The 18,804-nt window shown below is 61.2% G+C and carries 16 protein-coding genes and 1 pseudogene; 14 read left to right on the plus strand and 3 right to left on the minus strand.

Going from position 1 to position 18,804, the window contains the following annotated elements; translation table 11 throughout:
* Positions 1-53: 53 nt before the first annotated feature.
* Positions 54-1,220 carry a methionine adenosyltransferase gene (gene metK, locus HGB41_RS13955; protein WP_171085354.1) on the minus strand — a complete coding sequence of 389 codons (1,167 nt, stop codon included), beginning with the start codon at positions 1,218-1,220 and terminating at the stop codon, positions 54-56.
* Positions 1,221-1,411: 191 nt separating this feature from the next.
* Here metK and HGB41_RS13960 point away from each other — a divergent pair, with 191 nt between their 5' ends.
* The 4 genes and pseudogenes from HGB41_RS13960 to HGB41_RS23545 form a co-directional block, all read left to right on the plus strand.
* Positions 1,412-2,263 (plus strand): lysophospholipid acyltransferase family protein, encoded by an 852-nt coding sequence (locus HGB41_RS13960; RefSeq protein ID WP_171085356.1) that lies wholly within the window; start codon positions 1,412-1,414, stop codon positions 2,261-2,263.
* Complete coding sequence (locus tag HGB41_RS13965; protein WP_171085358.1) at positions 2,260-3,123, plus strand: LpxL/LpxP family acyltransferase; 864 nt, start codon at positions 2,260-2,262, stop codon at positions 3,121-3,123. Before HGB41_RS13960 ends, HGB41_RS13965 begins: the two co-directional genes overlap by 4 nt.
* 57 nt (positions 3,124-3,180) lie before the next feature.
* A complete protein-coding gene (gene dapF, locus HGB41_RS13970) occupies positions 3,181-4,041 on the plus strand; it encodes a diaminopimelate epimerase (protein ID WP_171085360.1) in 861 nt (286 codons plus the stop codon).
* A gap of 94 nt (positions 4,042-4,135) precedes the next feature.
* Positions 4,136-4,327: pseudogene (locus tag HGB41_RS23545) on the plus strand (IS5/IS1182 family transposase); the annotation flags it as partial.
* A 160-nt stretch (positions 4,328-4,487) separates the two neighbouring features.
* Here HGB41_RS23545 and HGB41_RS13975 read toward each other — a convergent pair.
* On the minus strand, positions 4,488-4,751 hold the full coding sequence (locus HGB41_RS13975) for a hypothetical protein (protein WP_171085362.1): 264 nt from the start codon (positions 4,749-4,751) through the stop codon (positions 4,488-4,490).
* Between the two features lie 923 nt (positions 4,752-5,674).
* Between HGB41_RS13975 and HGB41_RS13980 the strand changes: the two genes are divergently transcribed.
* On the plus strand, positions 5,675-7,333 hold the full coding sequence (locus tag HGB41_RS13980) for a multicopper oxidase family protein (RefSeq protein WP_171085364.1): 1,659 nt from the start codon (positions 5,675-5,677) through the stop codon (positions 7,331-7,333).
* A gap of 8 nt (positions 7,334-7,341) precedes the next feature.
* On the plus strand, positions 7,342-7,923 hold the full coding sequence (locus tag HGB41_RS13985) for an SCO family protein (protein ID WP_171085366.1): 582 nt from the start codon (positions 7,342-7,344) through the stop codon (positions 7,921-7,923).
* Positions 7,924-8,298: 375 nt separating this feature from the next.
* Here the strand turns inward: HGB41_RS13985 and HGB41_RS13990 are convergent, their stop codons facing one another.
* A complete protein-coding gene (locus HGB41_RS13990) occupies positions 8,299-9,927 on the minus strand; it encodes a tetratricopeptide repeat protein (RefSeq protein ID WP_171085368.1) in 1,629 nt (542 codons plus the stop codon).
* A gap of 447 nt (positions 9,928-10,374) precedes the next feature.
* On the opposite strand from HGB41_RS13990, the gene HGB41_RS13995 reads away from it, so the two are divergent.
* From HGB41_RS13995 to hslV, 8 genes are all read left to right on the plus strand, one after another.
* The gene (locus HGB41_RS13995) at positions 10,375-11,424 is read left to right on the plus strand and encodes a porin (protein WP_171085369.1); all 1,050 of its coding nucleotides are present in this window, start codon (positions 10,375-10,377) and stop codon (positions 11,422-11,424) included.
* 242 nt (positions 11,425-11,666) lie between these two features.
* Positions 11,667-12,944: a porin gene (locus HGB41_RS14000; RefSeq protein ID WP_171085371.1), complete on the plus strand. Its 1,278-nt coding sequence runs from the start codon at positions 11,667-11,669 to the stop codon at positions 12,942-12,944.
* 111 nt (positions 12,945-13,055) lie between these two features.
* Positions 13,056-13,721 (plus strand): DUF484 family protein, encoded by a 666-nt coding sequence (locus HGB41_RS14005; protein ID WP_171085373.1) that lies wholly within the window; start codon positions 13,056-13,058, stop codon positions 13,719-13,721.
* Positions 13,722-13,725: 4 nt separating this feature from the next.
* Positions 13,726-14,679 (plus strand): tyrosine recombinase XerC, encoded by a 954-nt coding sequence (gene xerC, locus HGB41_RS14010; RefSeq protein ID WP_171085375.1) that lies wholly within the window; start codon positions 13,726-13,728, stop codon positions 14,677-14,679.
* Between the two features lie 140 nt (positions 14,680-14,819).
* A complete protein-coding gene (locus HGB41_RS14015) occupies positions 14,820-15,890 on the plus strand; it encodes a CobW family GTP-binding protein (RefSeq protein WP_171085376.1) in 1,071 nt (356 codons plus the stop codon).
* 256 nt (positions 15,891-16,146) lie between these two features.
* Entirely contained in the window at positions 16,147-16,599 is a 453-nt protein-coding gene (gene dksA, locus HGB41_RS14020; protein WP_171085382.1) for an RNA polymerase-binding protein DksA, read from the plus strand.
* Between the two features lie 261 nt (positions 16,600-16,860).
* Positions 16,861-18,156, plus strand: a complete 1,296-nt coding sequence (locus HGB41_RS14025) for an STAS domain-containing protein (protein ID WP_171085384.1) — start codon at positions 16,861-16,863, stop codon at positions 18,154-18,156.
* A 111-nt stretch (positions 18,157-18,267) separates the two neighbouring features.
* Positions 18,268-18,804, plus strand: a complete 537-nt coding sequence (gene hslV / locus HGB41_RS14030) for an ATP-dependent protease subunit HslV (protein ID WP_171085386.1) — start codon at positions 18,268-18,270, stop codon at positions 18,802-18,804.

Raw genomic sequence — 18,804 nt, forward strand, 5'->3', positions numbered from 1 at the left:
AGATTCGATGCGTCGCCGGCAGGGGCAGCCCCCCACCAGCGAGCTGGCTGCTATTACGACAGGCCGGCTGCGGCGCGCAGTGCGGCTGCCTTGTCAGTGCGCTCCCAGGTGAACTCCGGCTCTTCGCGGCCGAAGTGGCCGTAGGCGGCGGTCTTGGCGTAGATGGGGCGCAGCAGGTCGAGCATCTGGACGATGCCTTTCGGGCGCAGGTCGAAGTGTTCCATCACGAGCTGGGCGATCTTGTCGTCCGGGATCACGCCGGTGCCTTCGGTGTAGACGGTGATATTGATCGGGCGGGCCACGCCGATCGCGTAGCTGACCTGCACCTGGCACTGGCGCGCCAGGCCGGCGGCCACGACGTTCTTGGCGACATAGCGTGCGGCATAGGCGGCCGAACGGTCGACCTTGGTAGGATCCTTGCCCGAGAACGCGCCGCCGCCGTGCGGGGCTGCGCCGCCGTAGGTGTCGACGATGATCTTGCGGCCGGTCAGGCCGCAATCGCCCTGCGGGCCGCCGATGACGAAGCGGCCGGTCGGGTTGACCAGGTATTTGGTGCCATCAAGCCACTCGCGCGGCAGGACCGGCTTGATGATTTCTTCGATGACAGCTTCTTCGATCTGCGAGTGCGAGACGTCCGGATGGTGCTGGGTCGACAGCACGACGGTGTCGACCGCGACCGGGCGGCCGTTGACGTAGCGCAGGGTGACCTGCGACTTGGCATCCGGGCGCAGCCACTGCAGGCGGCCATCCTTGCGCAGCTGCGACTGGCGCTCGACCAGGCGGTGTGCGTAATAGATAGCAGCCGGCATCAGTTCCGGGGTCTCGTCGCAGGCATAGCCGAACATCAGGCCCTGGTCGCCCGCGCCTTGGTCCAGATCGAGGCCGGCGCCTTCGTCCACGCCCTGGGCGATGTCCGGCGACTGCTTGTCGTAGCAGACCATCACGGCGCAACCTTTATAGTCGATGCCGAAATCGGTGTTGTCGTAGCCGATGCGCTTGATGGTGTTGCGTGCCACCTGGATATAGTCGACGTTGGCGTGGGTGGTGATCTCGCCTGCCAGCACGACCAGGCCGGTATTGCACAGCGTTTCGGCAGCGACGCGCGCGCGCGGATCCTGTTCCAGGATGGCGTCGAGGATGGCGTCGGAAATCTGGTCAGCGACCTTGTCGGGATGGCCTTCCGAGACGGATTCGGAAGTGAAGAGATAGTCGTTGGACATGAAGGCTCCGGTTACGGGTTGTAGATGTATACGTGCCGCAGCAACAGGTGCCTGCGACGCTTTAGCGACATTTATATTCCGCTTCGCAAGTTGTCTATTAACTCGGCGGATCCTGCATAAAGTGGTATTTTACGCTTCCTTCGAGAATTTTGCTCAAGCAAGTCTCGTTCCATTCAATTCTGGTCAATCGCATGTTAGTTATTTTGTTCCGTGCACTATCGGTATTTCCTTTGCCGTTTTTGCATGCCCTCGGGTCTAGCCTCGGCTGGCTCGTCTATTCCCTGTCTTCGTCCTATCGCCGCAGGCTGCGCGCCAACCTGGCGCAGGCGGGTTATGAAGACCAGCTGAACGCGGCCGTGGCCGAAGCCGGCAAGGCCATCATCGAGCTCGCTTTTGTGTGGTGCGCGAAACCCGAGCGCGTGGCGCGCCATGCGCGCGTGGAAAACTGGAATCTGGTGCAGGAGCGGCTCGATGCGGGTCGCGGTATCGTCTTTCTCACCCCGCACCTGGGCTGCTTCGAGATGACGGCCCAGCAGATTGCCCTGAAGACCGCGCTGACGGTTATGTACCGCCCGCCGCGCAAGAGCGCGCTCAAACCCCTGGTCGAAGGCGCCCGTGCCCGCCACAACCTGCACCTGGCGCCGGCGACGCTCAGCGGCGTGCGCATTCTGGCCAAGACCCTGAAAAGCGGCCAGCCGATCGGCCTGCTGCCGGACCAGGTGCCGCAGGAAGGCGAAGGCGTGTGGGCCCCGTGGTTCGGCCGTACCGCCTATACGATGACCTTGCCGGCAAAACTGGCGCAGCTGGGCAAGGCCGACATCCTGCTGGTGTATGCCGAGCGCCTGCCGCGCGGCAAGGGCTATGTCGTGCGCTTCGTACCCTTCGAAGGCGACCTGTCTGGCACTGCCGCCGACCAGGCGGCGCAGGTCAACCGAGCCATGGAACAACTGATCGCACGCGCCCCGGCCCAGTATTTCTGGAGCTATAACCGCTACAAGCAGCCCGATGGCGTGGCCGGCCCCGACAGCGAGGTATCGGCATGAGGGTCCTGCTCGGTTTCATGTGGCTGCTGCACTTTCTGCCGCTGCCCATCCTTGCCCGCTTTGGCGAAGGGGTCGGCAGCCTGATGTTCCTGATCATGGGCAGGCGCCGCCACATTGCCCTGACCAATCTGCGCCTGTGCTTCCCGGAAAAATCCGACGCCGAGCGCCGGGCCATCGCCAGGCAGCATTTCCGTGCCTACGCGCGCAGCATCTTCGAGCGCTCGATCCTGTGGTGGGCGCCGGAAGCGCGCGTGCGCAGCCTCATCCACGTCGAGCCGGCGGTGCCGCAGGCCGCGATGGAAGACGGCCCGACCATCCTGCTGTGCCCGCACTTCGTCTGCCTCGACGTGGCGGGCGTGGCGTCGCGCGTGATCCCGGTGTGCAGCATGTATGTGCCGCAGAAGAATGCCGCTTTCGATGCGCTGCTGCGCCACGGCCGCGAACGCTACGGTCCGGTGCGCCTGGTGACGCGCAAGGAAGGCATCAAGCCGATCCTGCGCGCGCTGCGCGACGGCCTGCCCTATTTCATGCTGCCGGACATGGACTTCGGCGCGAAAGATGCCGAATTCGTGCCTTTCTTCGGCATTCCGGCGGCAACGCTCACCGCGCTGGGCCGCATCGCGGCTACGACCGGCGCCAAGGTCATCCCCGTGGTCGCTACCTACCTGCCGAACTACGAGGGCTGGCGTGTGCGCTTCTATCCGGCGTGGGAGAATTACCCGGGCGATGACATGGTCGAGGCAACCCGCCGCATGAACGCCTTCATCGAGGAACGGGCGCGCGAGACGCCGGCTGAATACTTCTGGACCCATAAGCGCTTCAAGACCCGGCCAGAGGGCGAGGCTTCACTCTACGATTAAGTTTTGCTTAATCGATTAAACCATCATTAAGCTGCACTGAACCAGGCTGACACTGCCATGAAACTCCGCTTTACCAAGATGCACGGCGCCGGCAACGATTTCATCGTGATCGACGCAATCCACCAGGACGTATCGTTCAGCACCGAGCAATGGTGCCGACTGGCCGACCGCCGCTTCGGCATCGGCGCCGACCAGATCCTGGTGGTCGAGCGACCGACCACCGAAGGCTGCGATTTCCGCTACCGCATCTTCAATAGCGATGGGAGCGAAGTCGAGCAGTGCGGTAACGGCGCGCGTGCCTTTGCCCGTTTCGTCAGCGACAAGGGTTTGTCGACCGAGCGCAGCATCCGCGTTGAGACCATGAAGGGCATCATCGCTCCCCGATTGGAGGAGGATGGCAGCGTGACGGTGGATATGGGTGCCCCGAGGCTGGAACCGGGTGCGCTGCCTTTCGACAGCGCCGGACTGGATGGTTTGCTAGAGGGAACGGACACGACCTGGCCCTTGCAGGTCGGCGGCAAGACGGTCTTCGTCTCAGTGGTGTCGATGGGCAACCCGCACGCGGTGCAGGTAGTTAGCGACGTCGAGAGCGCGCCGGTCGAGCAGACTGGTCCGGAAATCGAAGCCCATCCGCGTTTCCCGAAACGGGTCAATGCCGGCTATATGCAGGTGGTGGACCGCCACCACATCTGCCTGCGTGTCTACGAGCGCGGCGCCGGCGAAACCCTGGCCTGCGGCACCGGTGCCTGCGCTGCGGTCGTAGCCGGCATCCGCCGCGGCCTCCTCGATTCGCCGGTGCGGGTATCGGCGCAGGGGGGCGAACTGAGCATTGCGTGGGCAGGGGATGGCACACCGGTTTATCTGAGCGGGCCAGCGGTAACGGTGTTTGAAGGCGAAATTGAGATTGGAAACACCTGACAAGACCGCTTGCTTGCTCAACAACACCTCATACACAAAGACATTGTGACCGTCTGCTTTCGGCCCAGCCCGTGATCCTTGAGCACGAGGTAACGAATCTATGCGAATCCGGCGCTCGACTGTTGAGCATCCGTACTCGACAGTCAAGGCGTGGATGGGAGCGACGTATTTCCTGACAAAAGGCCTGGAGCGCGTCAAAGCAGAGATGAGCCTGCATGTGCTCGCCTATGACTTCAGGCGTTTGCTAGCGATTCTCGGCCCTGAACGGATGTTGGCCGCGATCCGGCCCAAAAGCAGACGGATGCTCAAGTTCGAAAGGAGATACTGCAGCCGCCGAAGACTGCGGTTTTTTGCTCTGCTCGCCGCTATAACGTTGTTTTGATGAACTAGTACATGAACGGATTAATTGTCCAGCACGACAGGGCGGGCTCTTCTTGATGTCCGGACTACCGGGAAACCTTGCTGGCGCAGTTTTTGATTGGTTGAACAAGGCGGTCTAAAATAACCACCGCCGTCGCGCCTGCTGCAACACACGCCACTGCTACAAACGGCATAACCCCTTCACGAATTTCAGACAGTTCTAGAAGCAGAACTTCGACATTTGCGCCGGTCAGACTCTCCGCATATGCTTGAGTATAAGGCAACTTCCTGGTACCCCCAAAACAAGGCGTGACGGCCTCCCACATCAATGCGACGAGCCAGTCGCTCACCGACCACGGCGACGCGGATAGGTCCAGTTGCCTGAGGTGGCGCAGCCAAGGTGCTCCTTGCTGTCTTGGGCAACCATTCAACATGAAGAAGCGCTAACACGCCGATCTGGAATCCCCGAACCACCCGTTGCTTAAATGGACTGAGATGTCGAACTCGACTTTCAGAATACAAGCGCTGGCTAAGCTCCGATCGCTCGGCTCCATACTCCCACACTCGTAGTGTTTCCAAAGAGATTCCTGCCAGGCGTGCAGCAATGTTACTCCTATACACCTGAGCCAATCTTAATCAGAGAAGAGAAACTTTTTCTGCATCAACTCTTACGTTGATTGCATGACTCATATTTGAACTGGTTTTTATTCTGTATATCAGTTCACATCCTGTACAAGAAAGTAGCGGTGGCTTAGATTAGAAGCGTGATAGTCCAACCCAGCTTTTTTCCTGGAACTGTTTTCCTTATTCAACTCAAAGCATTAATCGACGATTATTTTTATTCCATTAAATTATCATTTTTTTCCCGGGTATCAGCACAACCGCAAAACAAAGTTTGAAATGTTTGGCAAAAGCAAATAGGGGCAGGTGGGTTGTACATTTCCGACAACCGCGATAATTTCATTGCCTGCATCGGGATTGAATGGAAAACTTGAGGTCACTGGAAACGCAAGTAGTCGTTCCGGCCCTTCTGGTTAGTTTATAGCAATTATTGTCGACCGCATAAAAGGGTAAAATCATAGTAGCGCCAATCGATATATGGCAGAGCAATCGATCGCGCGGTCTTAGAAAGGCAGCAATCCATGACGGAATCGTGAGTTCCAATCCCGCGATCCACTGCCATTACTAATGGCACTAACGTTTCACCAAAGATCAAAAATGTCATTGCGAAAATGGCAGAATTCATCGTGCGATCCTGAAAAGAGGTCTTCAAATGAACAATAGCCGCCGCACTTTACTCAAGGGTACTGCTACATCTGGCATACTCGCATCAACTTGTCTTAGAACAAGTGAGGTTGCTGGACAAGTTGCCGTCGTCCCAACACCTTACGTCACGCCATTTAAAGACCCGTTATTTGTGCCAGCAATCAAGATCGCAGAAATAATGCAGCCCGAATGTGCGAAATTTCGCGTGGCAGGAGAATGTGGACGCGATCCTCATCAGGCCTTTGATCGCTTTCCACCAGATGCGAATAACGAGTACATTGTAAAGGTGGGAGTTTCAACTCATCGCTTTCACTCTGAGCTTCCACTTGAACAGGTGTGGACATATGATGGGACAATTCCCGGCCCAACGTTTGTGGAACGCAGCTTCAGGCCGACAATGGTGCGCTTCATTAACAATCTTCCGGAAGATCACAAAGGGTTTGGTTCTCCTGAAATTAGCACACACCTTCACGGCGCACACGTTGGGTCCGAGTCGGACGGCTACGCTGGCAACTACTATAGCAGGGAAGACAAAGGGCCAACGATTAGTGACAAGGGTGCCTTTTACGATAATCACTATCCGAACTACCCGAGCAAAGGTGATCCTCGGAACGTTTGTGGAACAATGTGGTATCACGATCATCGCGAAGAGTTTACCGCTCCAAATGTTTATCGTGGCCTTACAGGCATGTACCTCGTATTCGATGAAATTGATTCAGGCAACGAGAGCGATCCGAACCCGAAGGCATTGCGTCTTCCAAGTGGAGTTGGTAAGTACGACATTCCGCTGGTAGTGCAGGACAAAAGGTTTGATGTTGGTGGTAACCTGATGTTTAATCAGTTAGACCCTGAGGGCTTCTTAGGTAACCTTATGATGGTCAACGGGACGGTCTCGCCTTACCTCAACGTTGAGGGCCGGAAATATCGCTTCCGCCTGTTGGACGCCTCCATGGCCAGGTACTTCCAGTTCCACCTTCACAATGAAGCTGGTAAAGACCAGGAGTTCACCTACATTGCAAGCGACGGCAACCTGCTGGAGCGGCCAGTGAAGATGACGAGGCTGTTCATGGGAATGGCAGAACGGTCGGACATCATTATCGACTTTGGCAAGTATCCACCTGGCACTAAGATCTACCTCGTCAACAGGTTGGAACAAACTGACCCGCGCAAGCCCAGTGGCAACCTGTTGACCAAACCTGTGCGGCTGATGCGCTTTGACATTGGTGAAAAGACGACTGACTCACCTCCGATTCCTGCGTTCCTCCGAGCATTGCCTCCCATGCCAACCAACGTCGTGCGCACCCGCCGATGGGAACTTGGACGGAAAAATGGACAATGGACCATCAACGACAAGTTCTTTGATCCTGAGCGAGTTGACGCAGTCGTAAAACACAACGAAGCAGAAATTTGGAAGTTCGATATTGGTGGCGGCTGGGCTCATCCAATTCACATCCACTTGGACGACTTCCGCATTCTCTCGTACAACGGGAGAAAGCCACCACCCGAATGGGCTGGCCGCAAGGACGTTATTCCACTCTTGCCAGGCGTTGAAATGAGCGTGCTTGTTATGTTTACCGATTATGTTGGCAAGTACATGATGCACTGCCACCAGACGGCGCATGAGGATAGCGCCATGATGATTCGCTACGACGTTGTTAAAGCCTGAGGCCCAAAATGAACAGCAAAAGAAATTTCCTGCTGGGTGCCTTTGGGGCAGCCGCAGCGATTCCAGCACTTGCAGCTCGGCCGCAATCAAAAGAGTATCTGCCAAATGTAGTGCTGCAAACTCACCTTGGTAAGGAGGTTAGGTTTTACGATGACCTGGTGAAAGGGAATAAGGTCGTCGTATTCAACATGATTTATACGACATGTCAAAACATCTGCCCGCCCAATACAGCAAACTTGATTCAAGTACAGAAAATGCTCGGCAGCCGGATGGGCCGCGATGTCTTTTTCTTCTCTATCACCCTGCAGCCAGAGATTGACAAGCCACGTGATTTGCAGGCGTATGCCAAGCAGTATGGCATTGCACTCGGCTGGACGCTGCTGACAGGCGAACGGAAGGAAGTTGACATTGTTAGAAAGACGTTGGGTTTCGTTGATCCTGACCCAGCAGTTGATGAAAGTCTTGAACGTCACACGGGCATGCTTCGTATTGGCAATGCAGGAATTGATCGTTGGTCGATGATGCCATCGTTGTTGAAGCCTCAGCAGATCGTCAAGTCAATTACGTCGATGAAAAAGAGGGTGTCTTAAAAGACTTTCTCACTACCCCGCAGCAAGGCTCATAAGCCTTTGCTGCGCCATATACATTTGTACTAAATTTGCAGGATGGAGTTGAAACGGCATACATCGCTACCTCTGCGGAAGCTGCTGGCAAGGGAACAATTGCACCAGTCAACCATTACAAGTTTTCCCGCTCCGCTGTGCCAATATAACTTGAGACACCTGCCCGATTAATTTAGAGAGATACCTTCGGAGATGCGAAGCATTAGGCACAAGATCGAACCGCGCAGTTAATGCGCTGGCCCGATTCGCTGGCTCTGATGTACGAAGTCTGGTTCGCCAGTTTGGGTATGTACGTTCTGAATGTCGATACTTGGTCCGGCCTGACTGAGTTCAGCCGGGATATCAGGCAGCCAGCTCCAGGCCCGCCGGCCCCTGCTGATCCTTTTCCGACTCCTTCCTATCCTGCACACCCGCTTCCTCATCCTGTGCCCCCAGCAGGGTACGCAAGCGATACAGCCGCTGGCGGTAATTTCCTTCCGGCCCCGACGGCCCACAATCGATCCCCTCGAACAGGCGCGCGATACGATCGAGCGCATGGCGCTCCGGCGCCGCTTCGACCAGCACCAGGCGGCGCTTGCTGCGCCCGTAGCTGGAGCGGATGTCGATCACCAGGCAATGCCCGTGGTCGGCAGCCGGAACATCGAGCAGCAAGGCTTCGGCGCGTGACAGCTTGAACAGCCCAGCCAGCTCCAGCCGCGCGGCCAGCAGCGGATGCGTGCGGTCGAGCTCAAGGTTCCGGGACAGCAGCTTGCCGGTCTCGACATAGGCCGGGCCGGCCAGCCGCGGCGCGATCTTGCGCAGCAGCCCCGCTGCCTCGACGCAGCCCTGGCCGGCCGCCTTCTGCAGCCAGAACACGGCGCGCACGTCGTTGTTTTCGTTCTCGCGGCGGGCGCGCCAGGCAATGTTGCCGCACTCGAGCTGGGCCTCGCGATAGCCCATGTCGGCAGCGCGCTCGAGGTAGCGCTGGGCGTCGCCGACGCTGCGCTGCGAGAACTCGGGCTTGATATAGATGCGCGACAGCGCATACCAAGCTTCAGCCAGCCCCTGCTCGCCCGCCAGCGTCAGCCAGCGGATCGCCTTCTTGAAATTGGCGGCGCCGCTGCTGCCGCCGGTAATGCGGCGCCCATCGATGCCCATGCGGGCGCAGCGCAGCCCCATCGCCAGCTGGGCGTGGCGTTCGTGCTCGGCCGCGGCAAGCTCCCAGAAACATAGTGGATCGCCGGCCTCCAGCGTGGCCCCATGGTCGCCGGCGTCGAGCAGGCGCGCTACCCGCGACAGCAGCGCGATGTCGCCCGGAGCCAGGCGCTGCACCCCGTCCTGGACGGCGACCGAGCGCACCAATGCGCGCGCCAGCGGCAGCGCACGCACCAGGTAGTCGCTGTGCTGGCCGTTTTTCCAGGCCTGGTCGAGCACCGCATACTGGGCCTGGGCCACGCCGTTGTCGGCGGCGCGCTTGAGCCAGCCCTGGGATGGGGCCAGCCCCGCAGCAGCGCCTGTTCCGGCAGCGGCGGCCTGCGCCGGGACGGCATGCTGGCGCGCCAGCAGCCATTGCGCTTCGGGAAATCCGGCGCGCGCCGCGTCTTCGAGGGCGCGCAATGCCTTGCTACGGTCGGGGGCGGCGCCGGTGTCGTCGCGGGCCGGCATGGCGGTGCCTGTCCCGGCCCCGTTGAACACCAACTGGGCGAAAACCAGCCCGGCGTGCACGCTGCCGTCGTCGTAGGCGCGTTCGTACCATGGGGCCAGTGCCTGCGCGCAGGGCTGCGCCAGCTCGAGGGGGATATGGTTGCCGATCAGCTGCCATGCCGGCTGGCATTCCTGGCGTGCGGCACGTTCGAGCCAGTGCAGCGCGGTGGGCAGGCTCTGCGGCAAACCGGCGCTGCCGAACAGGTAGAGCTTGCCCAGCTCGAGCTGGGCGGCGGCCTGCCCGGCGCGCGCGTTGCGGATGATCGCCAGTTCTTCGCGGTTAGCCATTGTTACGTTTCATGGTGAAGGTCGGTCAGCGCGACGAAGACGGCATGGCAGTTGGTGTCGAAAGGCGCAGAGGCCATCCGCAAAAAAGTTGCCAATATACAAGAATCCATGCTTTTACGTCGCCACGCACTGAATGTGAGCAGAGTCTAAGCCGCGCCCGGCGCCGATCCGATTCAATCCCGGGCTTCCTTGAGGAGGCGCAAACCGCCGAGTTAGCGAGCGGGAAGGTATTACGGTGGGGAATTGTGACATCCAGCGTTACACGCGTTTCAAAAATACAACAGCACGATTGGAATTATTGGCTTTCGACCAAGTGCCCCCTTCATAATTGACCAAACCGATAACCTTGACCACTCAAGCAATTAAGGTGCAGGTTATCCGGGCATTCAGCATTTGTGTCTCGATGCCAAGGATGACCGAGATTTATTAATAAAAGGATTAGAAACAATGAAGCACTCCCTCATGGCCGTCGCACTGTTCGGCGCATTCGCCGGCGCGGCACACGCACAAACCGCTGTCCAGATCTACGGCACCATCGACGCTGGCGTCATCAAGCGCAGTGGCCAGACCCTGAACATCGGCAAGCGTGCTTCCAACACCCTCGGCTTCAAAGGGACCGAAGATCTGGGCAATGGCCTCAAGGCACTGTTCCAACTGGAAATGCGTTACGAGCCGGACACCGGCACCAATGAAATCGGCGGCACCGGCAGCCAGCGTCCGCTCTTCCAGGGCCAGTCGCGCGTCGGCCTGCAGGGCGATTTCGGTATCGTCCGCATCGGACGCGGCCTGACCCCGTTACACGAAACCGTCGGCGCCTTCGATCCCTTCCACGCTTCGCCGAGCCCAGCCGGTTTCTGGACCGACCTCACCGTCGCCGGCTACACCTCGCAGCCGCTCGACGTGCTTGGCTACTCGAACAACCGCTTCTCGAACGCTGCCTGGTACAACTCGCCGATCATCAGCGGCTTCCAGCTGAATACCGCGATCGCCACCAAGGAAAGCGGCGGCGGTCCGGCCGTCGTCGGCCGCGGCACCGTGACCAACCCGCAGTACCCGACCGGCGCCGAAGCATCGGCCAACCCGTTCTCGATCAGCGGCACCTACAACAACGGTCCGGCCGCCTTCATGGCTGCCTACGAGCGCAATGCCATCGAATCGAAGGTCTGGTCGGTCGGCGCGTCGTTCGCCGCCACCCCGGAACTGAAGCTGATGGGCACCTACTCGGAGCAGGACCAGGAGCACAACCGCATCGCCAACGCCAACACCAAGGCATGGGTGCTGGGCGCGAACTACACCATGGGCCCGGGCAAGGTGCTGGCTGGCTATGGCCAGAAGGACGTCGACGGCCTGCAGAAGGTCAAGCAGCTGTCGCTGGGCTACGAGTACAGCCTGTCGAAGCGTACCTACCTGTACGTGGACGCGTCGCGCAAGAAGGGCATCAACGCCCTGCAGTCGACCGTCAACCACTACGACGTCGGCGTGAACCACTCGTTCTAAACTGAACGCAAGTCGGTCCTGGGCAGCAGCCCGGGATCACGGGGCGGACATGGGCAACCATGCCGCCCTTGTCATATCCGCTGCGATGTCAGCTGTAAACACAGTGATTATGTAGTTTTTAAGCAACGCCAGCCAGCGCTCGTGCATGACCTGTGTTCAGAGTCTGTACAGTGCGTCGAAGCAATGGCATATTGGCAGTCGAGTAACTAAACGCTCGTTCGCAAAATTATATTGGAGATGCAATGAAGAAGAGTATTCTGGCCGCGCTGCTCGGCACCTGTTTCGCAACCTCGGCATTCGCGCAGTCCAGCGTGCAAATCTACGGCATCGCCGACGCAGGCGTGATGTTCCAAAAGGGCGGCCCGACCAAGATCTTTAGCGGCGGCGCCGACGGCTCGCGCATCGGTTTCAAGGGCACCGAAGACATCGGCAACGGCTTCAAGGCCATCTTCAACCTGGAAGCACGCGTCGAACTCGACACCGGCACCCAGCAGCCAACCCTGATGAACGACAATCCAGGCACCTACCTGCTGCGCGGCATGGATGCGATCCCGGTCGCGATCCGCTCGCGCCTGCAGTCGCTGATCCAGCCGCCAGGCGGCCCGGCCGTCAACCAGGAACGCGCGCTGTTCGACCGTACCGCGATGGTTGGCCTGATCACTCCGGTCGGCGCAGTCCTGCTCGGCCGCATGTACACCCCTGGCTACGAAGTCTTCAACAAGTCTGACGTCTTCGAGTCCGGCACTGCCGGCACCTGGGGCCACATCACCGGCGGCACCGCCGGCTTCACCGCGCTGGGCGCCGACATCCGCTCGCAGGAAGCGGTCCAGTACCGCATCGCCCTGCCGAACGGCATCGGCGGCTCGCTGATGTACGGTCCGAAGGGTTCGGGCTACCTCGGCCGCTACAACAAGTTCCGCGCCGGCGCGCTGACCTACGCGGCCAACGGCTTCGACGTCGGCGTCGGCTACAACCACGGCTACGACCAGCAAAACCGTCCGAGCCTGCGCACCACCACCGTGGGCGGTTCGTACACCCTGAACCAGTTCAAGTTCTTCGCCGGTTTCCACAGCCAGCGCAACACCAACTCGGCACTGCTGGCCGACTACATCGGCGGCTGGGATGCGGGCGTGACCCCGGTCCTGACCCAGCAAGGCGTGCCTGCGGCTAACCAGGCTGCACTGCGCGGCATCTTCGTGCGCGCAATCACCGCCAACACCCAGCAGGATGCCAACAGCTACCAGGCCGGCATGCACTACAACCTGGGCGGCGGCCGCATCATGGCGTCGTACGCGCACCAGAACGACCGTACCTCGTCGAACAGCGACGCCGACCTGTTCGCACTGGGCTACGACCACTTCCTGTCGAAGCGCACCGACATCTACACCGTCGCCGCGATCATCCGCAACCAGAACGACGGCCAGTACGCACCAGGCACCGCCGGCAACCCAGGCGGCTTCACCAAGCGTCCAGGCGAAGACGGCCGCGCACTGCAGGTCGGCATCCGCCACCGCTTCTAAGAGTTTTTACTCTTGGCAAAAAAGACGCCTCCGGGCGTCTTTTTTTATGTCCGTCGGCTCCCTGCCCTCAGGTAAAATGACCGCCGGATTCATTCACCTTCGATCACATTCATGACCACTGACACGCTCGACGCCAACGCCGTTGCCCAATACCTGCTCGACCATCCGCAGTTCTTCGAGGAGCACGCCGGCCTGCTGGGCGAAGTGAAACTGTCGAGCCCGCTGACCGGCCGCGCCGTGTCGCTGCAGGAGCGCCAGATGGAAGTGATGCGCGACAAATACCGCGTGCTGGAATTGCGCCTGGCCGACCTGACCCGCCGCGCCGAGGAAAACCATGCGATCGCCAACCGTTTCCACGCCTGGAACCAGGCCCTGCTCGGCTCCGATCGCGGCGCTGCGATGGCGCGCGACCTGGTCGATGCGCTGCGCACCGAATTCATGGTGCCGCAAGTCACGCTACGCCTGTGGAACCTGGCGCCCGAGCATGACGGCGCCTGGTTCGCCAGCGGCGTATCGAGCGATGCCAAATTGTTCGCAGCCGGCCTGCGCGCCCCGTACTGCGGCCTGAACAACGATTTCGAAGCGGTGCGCTGGCTGGACGACCCGCTTGCTGTGCGCTCGACCGTGCTGATGCCCCTTAGTGCCGAGGGCAAGTGCTTCGGCCTGCTGGTGCTGGGCGCCCCCGACGCCGACCGCTTCACCGCGACCATGGCGACTGATTTCCTGGCCCACATCGCCGCCACCGCCAGCACCGCGCTGGCGCCGCTGCGCGCCTGATGTCATGGCTGCGGCGCCGGAACAGTCGCAGTCAGCGGATGACTGGCCGGCACGCTACCTGGGCGAGCTGGCCACCCAGCGCCAGCTCTCGCACCACACGGTGTCCGCCTACCGCCGCGACCTGCTCGAACTCGCCACCTTGGCCGGCCACCATGACTGGCCACGCCTGACCCACCACGACATCCGCCGCTTCGCCGCCAAACTGCATGCCGGCGGCCAGTCGGCGCGCTCGATCGCGCGCAAGCTCTCCGGCTGGCGCGGCTTCTATGAATGGCTGTCGCGCCAGGTCAGGTTGGCGGCCAACCCGGTCGACGGCGTGCGCGCCCCGCGCCGCCCGAAAACCCTGCCGAAGGCGCTGTCGGTCGACGATGCCGTGCAGCTGATGGAAGCCAATGCCCACGGCCACCCCGAGCCGGCCGAGCTGTGCGACCGCGCGATGTTCGAACTGTTGTACTCGAGCGGCCTGCGGGTATCGGAACTTGCCAGCCTCGACATGGTCTATACCGAAGGCGGCAATGGTGTGCCCGCCTCGCTCGGCTGGCTCGACCTGGCGGCCGGCGAAGTGGTCGTCACCGGCAAGGGCAAGCGCATGCGGCGCGTGCCGGTCGGCGCCCAGGCGCGTACGGCCTTGGCGGCCTGGCTGGCGGTGCGTCCTCCCGCGCGCGACGGCAGCGCCGCGCTGTTCCTGTCCGCGCGCCTGGCGCGTATCACGCCGCGCGTGGTGCAGAACCGCCTGAAAGCGCATGCGCTGCGTGCCGGCACGCCGGTGCACGTGCATCCCCACGTGCTGCGCCACTCCTTCGCCTCGCACCTGCTGCAATCCTCGGGCGACCTGCGCGCGGTGCAGGAATTGCTCGGGCATGCCAGCATCACCTCGACCCAGGTGTATACCTCGCTCGACTTCCAGCACCTGGCCGCCGTGTATGACCGGGCCCATCCGCGTGCCAAGAGCAAATAGGTTGACCGAACTGTCCAGCTTCTGCGTTTCAGTATGAGCTGCGTCAAGACGCAGCACGGTTGATGGTGATGTAACACGAAATCCGGCATAATCGCCCGATTCTCGGCTCTAATGCGGGCCCAACCAGATACACGGCGAACATGGAACCCATCCCCAGCACCATCCTCACCGGCTTCCTCGGTGCCGGCAAGACCACCCTCCTCAACCGCATCCTGCATGAGGACCACGGCCTGCGCATTGCCGTCATCGAGAACGAGTTCGGCCAGGAAAACATCGACAACGAGATCCTGGTGCGCGATACCGGCGAGCAGATCGTCGAGATGAATAACGGCTGTATCTGCTGCACCGTGCGCGGCGACCTGATCGTGGCGCTGAACAGCCTGGCGCAGAAGCGCGCGGCCGGCGAAATCAGCTTTGACCGCGTGGTGATCGAAACCACCGGCCTGGCCAATCCGGGTCCGGTGGCGCAGACCTTCTTCGTGGACGAAGAAGTGGGCGCTAACTACATGCTCGACGCCGTGGTGACCGTGGTCGATGCGCGCCATGCGATGGATCAGCTCGACCAGCACGAAGAGGCCCAGCGCCAGGTCGGTTTCGCCGACAAGATTTTGCTCTCAAAAACAGACCTGGTCGATGCCGGCGCGGTCGAGGCCCTGAAAACGCGCCTGCGCCGCATGAACCCGCGCGCGCCAATCAGCACCAGCGATTTCGGCCGTGCGCCGATCTCGGACGTGCTCGACCTGCGCGGCTTCAACCTGAACGACAAGCTGGAGCTGGATCCGGACTTCCTGCTTCTGGAGGACGCGCACGATCATGACCACGACCACGGCCATGAGCACGGCGAGCACTGTGCCCACGACCATGTCCACAGCGAGGCCTGCACCACCCAGGACCACCACCACAGCCATCATACCGACGATATCGCGGCTTTCGTGTTCAAGAACGAACGCGCCTTCGACCCGGAACGCCTTGACCAGTTTTTGGGCAGCATGGTGCAGGTCTTCGGCCCGCAGATGCTGCGCTACAAAGGCGTGCTGTCGATGGCCGGCGCCGAGCGCAAGGTGGTTTTCCAAGGCGTGCATCAAATCATGGGCAGTGACCTCGGCGCAAAGTGGGGCGAGGATGAACCCCGCAGCAGCAAAATGGTGTTTATTGGTAAAAATTTACCAAAAGACGTATTTATCCGCGGACTAGAACAGTGTTTGGTATAAACTACATCAGTTTTGCGGGCAGGCCCGGGCCTGCCTGACGACCTGCCATGACGATGTCTGGCAGGCCGGGCACTAGCGCCAGCAACACGGCGCCAGGCGCATCCGGGCATCCGACCCGCCCACCATGTCCGGGTCGGGGCAGGCAGCGAAGGACGGCGGTCGCCGTCCGGGCAGCAGCTTCACGAGCACCAGGCAGGCCGGGTGTTATTGCTGAGTTTGCTGCTAAAATGAAAACCTCTGTCGTATCGAAGGCATCATGACTAAAACAACGAAACCGAATACCGCCGCGCAGCTCGAAGAACGCCTTCTGACGGAAGATGAAATTCGGGCCATGGGCGACGATGACTACATGAACGCAGCCCAGCTGGCGTTCTTCCGCAACCGGCTCCAGGAGCTGGAAAAGGAACTGTTGAAAAACGCCGGAGAAACCACCGAGCACCTGCGCGAAACCGTCCTGGTCCCAGACCCGGCCGACCGCGCGACCATCGAAGAAGAGCATGCGCTGGAACTGCGCACCCGTGACCGCGAGCGCAAGCTGCTCAAGAAAGTCCAGCAGTCGCTGCAATCGATCGACTCCGCCGAATACGGCTGGTGCGAAGAAACCGGCGAACCGATCGGCATCCCGCGCCTGATCGCCCGCCCGACCGCGACCCTCTCGCTGGAAGCCCAGCAGCGCCGCGAACTCAAGCAAAAGCTGTACGGCGACTGACCTGCCCCTTCCCTACCGAAAAAGCATGCTCCGCGAGGCGCATGCTTTTTTCTTTTGCGCGCTACCCGAACTCGGGTGCGGTCTTTTTCGTTTCCTATCGGATACACTAGCGGACGTCACGTAGTGCGTCACGGAGTGCGTCACGTAGTGCGTGACCATCGCCCGGCAGCGCATGGCAGCGTGCGCGCAGCACACGCCGGACGCAGCCGTGCTACCGTCATGCACGTTCCGGTACTTGTTCATTTAACCACTGGCGATCCGATGGGGCTGTTCTCCTTCCTGAAGAAAAAGAACGACGCGCCTGGCGAGGGTTTCCTCGCCACTCCCGACACGCGCCTGCGTGGCGGCGAGCCCTCGCGCCTGCTCAGCGAAGCCGAGCGCGAACGCCAGCGCGAAATCGCCCGTGCCACTGCCGCCAAGATCGACGAGATCGAGCTGGCAATGGCCTCCGACATTTTTAATGACGAGCCAGCCTGGGGCAGCGCCGTACGCCGTCCGGCCGCCGCCCCCGCTCCCCTCCCCGCCGCCAGTTATCCCGACATGCAGGAACCGGACACGGCAGACGACGCGCCCGAGGCGGCGGCCCTGCCGGCCAGCGCACCGGCGGTCGAGGAAAGCGCCATCCTGTACGCCAACGGCCAGGCCGCGGCCGCCGAAGGCCTGCTGCGCGACAGCCTGGCAAACTTCGGCCAGGGCGAGCGCCTCCCCTGGTGGATGCTGTTCGACCTCTACCAGGCCACCGGGCGCGAAGCCGAGTTCGAGAGCTTCGCCATCGACTACGCCAGCCATTTCGAGACCTCGCCGCCGGCCTGGCTGCCCTTGACGCCGGCCTCGGCCCCGGCCCAGGTGGCGGGCGTTGCCGCATCCGAATCCTTCGGTCCCATGCTCGACAGCAGCATTGCGCCGCGCCTGCAGCGCCTGCTCGCGTCGAGTTCGCCGCTGGTGCGGGTCGATGTCGGGGCCGTGCGCAGCGCCGGCACCGATGGCTGCGCGCTGCTGCTGGCCGCCCTGCAAACGCTGCGCCGGGATGGGCGCGAGCTGGTGCTGGCCGGCGCCGACACCCTGCTGGCCACCCTGCGGCCGATGCTGGTGATCGGCGAGCGCGGCTCCGGCGAGGCACCCTGGCTGCTGCTGCTCGAGCTGCTGCTCCTGCTGGACCGCGAAAAGGATTTCGAAGAATCGGCGATGGACTATTGCGTCACCTTCGAGGTGTCGCCACCCTCGTTCGAAACCCCGCAACACGTGACCACCGCCGCTCCTGAACCGGCCACCGGCGACCGTTTCCTGCTGCCGCCGCTGGCCACGGGCAATTGCGCGCCGCTGTTTGATGCGATCGATGCCTATGCCGAGGGACGCGAGCTGCTGGTACTGGACTGCTCGCGGCTGGCGCGCATGGATTACGCCTGCGCGAGCGCATTGCAGGGCCGCCTGCGCCCCCATGCCGCACAAGGCCGCCGCATCGAGCTGCGCGAGCTGAACCACCTGGCCGCGGCCCTTCTGCGCCTGCTGGGCTACGGGGACAGTGATGGCATCCGGCTGTATCCAAACCGCTACTGAGCTGTTTTAATCAGGCTGTTTTTCCTGCTCGACAGTTTTTGGGCGGCGATTGTCTTGCAATTTTATGCACCCACCCCATCTGCGGGATGCTAGACAACCACGAGGCTAAAAATGGAACAATTTCACGGCACCACCATCGTCAGCGTACGGCGCGGCAGCCAGGTAGCGCTCGGCGGCGATGGCCAGGTCACGCTGGGCAACGTCGTCATGAAGGGCTCGGCGCGCAAGGTGCGGACGCTGTACCAGGGCAAGGTATTGTGCGGCTTCGCCGGCGCCACTGCCGACGCCTTTACCCTGCTCGACCGCTTCGAAGGCAAACTGGAAAAACACCAGGGCAACCTGCTGCGCGCCTCGGTCGAACTGGCCAAGGACTGGCGCACCGACCGCATGCTGAGCAAGCTCGAGGCGATGCTGCTGGTGGCTGACCGCGAAGTTACCCTGATCCTGACCGGCAATGGCGACGTGCTTGAGCCTGAAGACGGCCTCGGGGCAATCGGCTCGGGCGGCGTGTACGCCCAGTCCGCCGCCAAGGCGCTGTATGAGAATACCGACATGTCGCCGGCCGAGGTCGTGAAGAAGGCGCTGACCATTGCTGGCGAGCTGTGCATCTACACCAATATGTCCCACATCATCGAGACCCTGGAATGA

Source organism: Telluria aromaticivorans (assembly GCF_013003915.1).
GTDB lineage: Bacteria > Pseudomonadota > Gammaproteobacteria > Burkholderiales > Burkholderiaceae_D > Telluria > Telluria aromaticivorans.